The organism is Microcoleus sp. BM001215392, from assembly GCF_036700185.1.
In the GTDB taxonomy this organism is placed as follows: Bacteria; Cyanobacteriota; Cyanobacteriia; order Cyanobacteriales; family Microcoleaceae; genus Microcoleus.
Window position 1 is genome coordinate 1 of sequence record NZ_JAUBOJ010000435.1, and the last position, 5806, is coordinate 5806.

6 protein-coding genes are annotated in these 5806 nt (G+C 44.7%); all 6 read right to left on the reverse strand.

Annotated elements, in window-relative coordinates:
- Positions 1 to 159: 159 nt before the first annotated feature.
- Positions 160 to 2058 carry a M48 family metalloprotease gene (locus QT974_RS29975; RefSeq protein WP_333472028.1) on the reverse strand — a complete coding sequence of 633 codons (1899 nt, stop codon included), beginning with the start codon at positions 2056 to 2058 and terminating at the stop codon, positions 160 to 162.
- 401 nt (positions 2059 to 2459) lie between these two features.
- Positions 2460 to 2699: a hypothetical protein gene (locus QT974_RS29980; protein ID WP_333472029.1), complete on the reverse strand. Its 240-nt coding sequence runs from the start codon at positions 2697 to 2699 to the stop codon at positions 2460 to 2462.
- Positions 2700 to 3012: 313 nt separating this feature from the next.
- On the reverse strand, positions 3013 to 3675 hold the full coding sequence (locus QT974_RS29985) for a Na(+)/H(+) antiporter subunit B (RefSeq protein ID WP_333472030.1): 663 nt from the start codon (positions 3673 to 3675) through the stop codon (positions 3013 to 3015).
- Positions 3672 to 4274, reverse strand: a complete 603-nt coding sequence (locus tag QT974_RS29990) for a DUF4040 domain-containing protein (RefSeq protein ID WP_333472031.1) — start codon at positions 4272 to 4274, stop codon at positions 3672 to 3674. Before QT974_RS29990 ends, QT974_RS29985 begins: the two co-directional genes overlap by 4 nt.
- On the reverse strand, positions 4271 to 4573 hold the full coding sequence (locus tag QT974_RS29995) for a monovalent cation/H(+) antiporter subunit G (RefSeq protein WP_333472032.1): 303 nt from the start codon (positions 4571 to 4573) through the stop codon (positions 4271 to 4273). Before QT974_RS29995 ends, QT974_RS29990 begins: the two co-directional genes overlap by 4 nt.
- A gap of 87 nt (positions 4574 to 4660) precedes the next feature.
- Positions 4661 to 5806: RNA-guided endonuclease IscB (gene iscB / locus QT974_RS30000; protein WP_333472033.1), on the reverse strand; the 1146-nt coding region annotated here is incomplete at its 5' end.

Genomic DNA, 5806 nt, shown 5'->3' on the forward strand with positions numbered 1-5806 from the left:
CCCATCCCACAATCACAATAAAAAATGTAAGTTATTTAATTTTCATTCCTAACTATTCCGGAGAAAGGTCTACTTGGCAAACGATAGAACTTTGATGCAGCGGTATATGGGGTTGGTTGTAGGGCATAAAGTGAGCTTGAATGTTGAAAACTGATAGCACTAACGTTTCAGGATTAAAGACCCTTCCACCTGAGACATCTTTTTTTGCAAATTGCCGGAACTACTGTGGTTCAAAATGATGACATAAGCTTGAGTAGTAAACTGCAAACTTTTAGCCAGCAGGTCGGCCACATTTTGAGCTGCATCCCCACCTTCCATTAAACCTCGTTTGCGAACGATTCCTAGGATACAGAAAGGTTTTTCGGGAAAGTAGGTGACAACTTTCTCTACCAAATAAGCTGCTTCAACCTGTGAGTAGGGAGCCAACTGTTGTTTGAGTTCATCTACTTCTGATGGTTTCAGAGTATGAGGTTTGAGTTTGTCGCGATCGCTGGCGCTAGCTCTTTCCTGTTGGGCTTTGAGCAGCAACTGAGAATGCTGCTCGGCTCGATCGCGATATTTGTCTGCTTTGTCAGTTTGACCTCGTTGCCAGAAAAAACAGTAAATTAGCTCGCAGCCGTCTCTTACCCAATCTATCCTTTGTGTCATAGCTTTTTCAATGCAAGCAATACCTGCTGCATCGTCCTTTTGTAGTAAGATTTGCCCGAGGCTATAGTTGGCTTCTGCACAATCGGGGTGAGTTTGTAACACATCTTGCAATAAAGGAACCGCTGCTTCACCACCTCGCACTTCTAATGTGTAATGGGCTCGTTCCCATGCTTCTCGTTCATCCAGTGTTTGCACTTGTGCTTTTTGCTCTAAAGCTTGCAGTTTACTTTGGATTTCTTGGAGGTAAGCATACTGCTGCCGCCAAGGTGTCGATGCTGCTTCTTTCCAATCGCGATCGAACTGGGTAGCAAACTGTTGTAAGCTGTTGCCGAGAAGATGTTCTGCTGCACTGGTTTGTATGGTTACTGACTGAAGCAATTTTGGCGATCGAGTCCTGAGATAACCTAGGGATTTCAGTCGATCGCTCAGACAGGGATGGGTGTCTGCATTATCGGTCTTTTCTGCCAAAGCCTGCTCTAACCATAGATTGGTCTGTGCTTCTGCGATCGCACCGTGCAGGAAAGTTAACATAGAAGAATAAGCATTGTCCGGCGGATCGACTTGCTCTGCAACCTGCTTCTGGATATCTGACCAAAAGGAACTTTCTAGAAAACGGGCTTTGATTTTTACATTAATTAGCGCCTCTGCCGCATGGCGCACTCCAGCGAGTTGGGCCGCACAGCGATCGGCTTCGTACTCATCCATCCGTGCTAGGGTAAAAGAGTAGGCATTAAAGGAAGGCCAATACCATTCTAGGAAGCTATTAAACAACATTGATGCCCCATGTTGCTCGCTCTGGTATAACCGTTCGTAAATCTGCAACCAGGTTTTGCGAATTCGATAAATCCATCCCGCGAAGCGAGAATGATTGCCCGAAAGATGTCCTAATTCGTGTGCTAGAACTGCTTTAAATTGCTCCAAAGACAAGGACTGCATCAGGGGAAGTCCCAGAAGCAAGTAGTTTTTTTGCCAGCCAAAGATACCCAGCCTCGGAACTTGAACGACTGCGGCGTTGAATTCTCGATTCAACAAGATGTTGTGGAATCGGGGAGCCTCAAGTTTAGCGGTCAATTCGTCTACCATGGCGAATAAGTGAGGAACTCGATCGCGACTGAGTTTCAATCCTTGAGGATGGGGGAAAGTTACCCAGAGCGATCGCACAATTGCCCATGCCGGAATCAGTAACAAAATGCCAAACTTAATGATGTAACCATTGATGTGATGGCTAAACATCATCACAAAGACTAACAGCCCGATCAGTGCGAATAACCCAGCAAGTATCAAAAAGATGTAGGCATAACCTAATACGGCAAACAAAGCTACTCGCAAGCGGTAACTTCCTGGATGACGCTGGGAGTATTCTTCCAAATTTTTGACTAATTTATCAAACTCTTTCTGATTGATTGCCATAGGAAACAGTTGTTTTATATGTGCTGATGGCCAATTGCATTAATTGCACAAAAGTATGATGGGTTCGATGTTTCTGGTTTTGCATAACCAGCGCTAATAACTCGTCGATGCCAACCAATAACTTTTATAGGTTAAACTCAATGCTGTAAATGCTGTTTAAGTCAAGATTAATTATTATTCCCACCCATCCTAATTCAAATTTTTTGGATGGTCGGGCAGTGTTTACAAAAATTGATGGGAGTTGTCCGCGAGCTCAATTGGGAAGTTGCGATCGCTCTTTGTATATAGTGCGTTCGCCCTGGTGGCTCTCCTGAGCGATCGCAGACATTAGTCGATCGACCTAATGGAAGTAGAATTAGGCGTGTAGGAAGGTAGCTATCTGCGATCGGACGTGGCGATGCTTAGGTTGGCGATCGGGCGAGGGGTAGAGCAAGTGGTTCAGGTGCTGTCTGGAGAGGTGGCGGATGTGGAGAGATTTGTTGGCTAAAGTGCGATCGCGCCAAAGCTCTTGTCTGAATGTCGATCGCCAATATCTTACCGCGATCGCCTGTCTCGACTTGAGGCCGGAATTGAGATTCATAAATGCGATCGCCCGCTACAGCAAATTCTTCTTTGCTGTAGCGGGGTTGGCGAACTATCATCGTTTTACATCGTTTCAACGATTGGTCTTTAATTTTAACCTGGGCGATCGCTTTTGTTAACGAAATAAAGTGACGGGTGCAGACAACAGACAACAGTAGCTGAATCTGTTGAAAAATTGTTACCAGAAAGAATTGGTTGAAAGCCCGCCCGCCTTGGAGGGAGAAATTAAAATCAGACGATTCATTACTCCAATCCCCTTCCTTCTTTTGTCAACTGTCAACTGTCAACTGTCAACTGTCAACTGTTGAAGCGGGAATTTGTAGTGACTTATTTGGTTGAATCAGAATCTCATCAACATCCCCTAAAAATCCATCACAACAAACCGCGATAGCGAATAAAAATCAACACCACCGCCCACGAGCCCAAAGCAACCTTTACAGCCACCAAAATGTTCAGCAAAGGAACCACACCACCACTCACCAAAGCCCCAAACTCTCCGTGCGGTAACTCGTAGCCAGACAAAGTGATCGCAGACAACACCACAAAAACCAATACCGAAATCTTCTCCCAAGTCGCCGCGTGCGATCGCTCGTAAATCCGCTGCATCCACTCAGATGACGAAGTAATCGCCACCAAACCGATCGCAGTTCCCCCCGCGACACCCGCGGCAAAACCGCCTCCGGGAGTCAAATGTCCCCGCAGCGACAATTCAATACTCACCAAAGCCGCAATAGTTGCTCCCAAACGAGCTAACACAATTGAAGGTTGATCGGTAAACTGATAAATTGTGCAGGACGGTCTTTCCGTGGCTAACAGAAAATTAGCGCCCATAATGGCGATCGTAAATACCACAACCTCAAAAATCGTGTCATACAGCCGATTGCGAAAAATAATCGCCGATACAACATTTGGAATCCCGCTATCTTTGACAAGCAATTCTACGATCGCCAAACCTGATAAACCTGATGTTGGATTGGCAAACAACAGCATTTTAATGTAAAGCAATACTCCCGCAGCAATATAAACCCATTTCATTGAAGATTCTCCCCTAAACCTGAAGCAATTTTATAGTCGAGACTCGTGTTTGTTGATGCAATTTCCGGCTGCATGATGTCATATAGCCGTTGGATTCTCGTCACAGTTTGATAATGTTTGGCTTCGGGATTACCATCTAGCACAGGTACACAACTTGCATGAATTTCTTTCTCCATCAATGCGCGATGTAAAGCCTCAGCACAGGTAAAAGGTACTACCTCAATGCGGAGATAATACTTACTAAAAATTCGGCGGAAATCCTTCATCAATGAGTTAAAATCGCGGGGACTCTCTACTGTCAACTCGACTTTCAAAACATCGCCCTCCGACTCGACTTTCTCATCTTCCAACACGCCCAAACGCAACACCAAGGACGATCGCACCGCCACCGCATACAGGGTGATTGCCAACATCGTACCCATCAAGGCTTCCGTCAAAGCCACATCCGCCGCCCCAAAAACGGAATAGATCAATGCTGCGATCGCACCTAATATCCCGCGAATGACTAGGGCATGGTAGGGATTAGCTTGAACTACTACCATACAAGCAGCCAAAGGCAACAGCGCAGTTAAGATATAGATATAGCTATCATCATTCATAATGTACTTGTGGGAAACTCCGTCTGATTTTCTGCCTCTTCACTAGAACAGTGCGCCAACACATATCCCAGCATTGTATTCCAAATTGCCAAGGAAAGAATTGCTAAAGTTAGCAACGGCCATCTACTAGGTATTCTGATCAGCAGCCCGACGACGATTAGCATCGAGCCCAAGGTATCTGCAACCGAAAGACTGTGTAACTTAAATAATACCGATCGCTGACCGACTAGGTGAGAAGTTCCCCAAAACCAGAAGAATATTCCTACACCAAAAAAGACATAACTCACCACATCAATCATAAAAACCTCACGGGAGCTTGGAAACCCTGCGTCTTTAGACCAGGGAGGAAAAGCGACACGGGATGCTTTAGCGTCCTGTGAATATTCTTAAAAAACATAACCATAACCATCCTTTTGATGAATTTGTTGGCAATATTTGTGGCTAATTCCTTGAGTCACTCTTTGTTTTGCTGAAATATTGAAACTGCCAGTTGAGCGAATAGCAACACGACCGACATAAGTTCCAATCTTTTTACCAGAAGTAACAACTGCTTTCACGATGTCGCCAGTTTGGAAACCTTTAACAAACTTGAACTGAGGCACATATATATTCGGAAAGCCAAACTTATCTGTTCGGCAGATCTGCCTTGAACCGTGACCAGTTGCTTTGATATTTAATGGTTGACTTGCTAGCACCAAAAGTTCGGGAGTATCGCCAACACAAGCTGCATCAAAGAAGTGCGTTTTTGGTAGGTTTAATTTAGTTCGGTTGAATTTTGTTAATCCCCCAGAGCCTGTATTAACTTCTAACCCCGTAGCCGTTAATCGGTTGAGCAATGCCCACCGAGTTAAATTAACAGCGGCAGCATCTTTTAAAGGACGTTTAGCTTGAGCTAAAACTCTCTTTAAAACATCAGGTTTCTTTTTAAGAAAAATCTGGATGTCAAGAATACCTTTCTTGATGTTACAAGGTTCACAAGCCAAACACAGATTAGAAATTCGGTTCGTCCCCCCTTTAGATTTAGGATGGATATGCTCAATTTGTAGGGGCACATTTTGAGCGCCACAGTAAGCACATTTTCTATCCCATTTGTTAAGCAGATACTCGCGCACTTCGTAACCTGCCAATTCTCCTTGCTGATATTCAACTCCTGATATTTCTGGGTTTTCCAACTGTTGTAAATCAAACCTAACCAGCTCCTGAGAGACAGTATTAATTGGTGCAAACTTTGAGAGTTTATTAACCCAAGTTAGAGTTGTTTCTACCCGATGCTGAAGGCTTGGAGCCAACCAACCTTTAGGTCTAGTACGATTGAGAAAACGTGCCGGACGGTAGCGTGTGTGCCGACTTCTACGACCACGGCGTAAAGAGCGCCTTGACTCTAGTGACGCTTTTATTGCTTGACCCCGGTGGTTTAATTCGGCTACCCAAATCAAGCTAGAACCAAAAATAAGGGCTAAACCCGTGGTCTTAGAACCAGGGTCAATCTTAAGCGTTAATGGTTCTGGCGTTGCCTCTACCTCCTTATTTAA

Excerpts from the sequence above, each read along its gene's own strand:
- QT974_RS29975 (WP_333472028.1), bottom strand. The coding sequence starts at position 2,058 with ATGGCAATCAATCAGAAAGAGTTTGATAAATTAGTCAAAAATTTGGAA.
- QT974_RS29980 (WP_333472029.1), bottom strand. The coding sequence starts at position 2,699 with ATGATAGTTCGCCAACCCCGCTACAGCAAAGAAGAATTTGCTGTAGCG.
- QT974_RS29985 (WP_333472030.1), bottom strand. The coding sequence starts at position 3,675 with ATGAAATGGGTTTATATTGCTGCGGGAGTATTGCTTTACATTAAAATG.
- QT974_RS29990 (WP_333472031.1), bottom strand. The coding sequence starts at position 4,274 with ATGAATGATGATAGCTATATCTATATCTTAACTGCGCTGTTGCCTTTG.
- QT974_RS29995 (WP_333472032.1), bottom strand. The coding sequence starts at position 4,573 with ATGATTGATGTGGTGAGTTATGTCTTTTTTGGTGTAGGAATATTCTTC.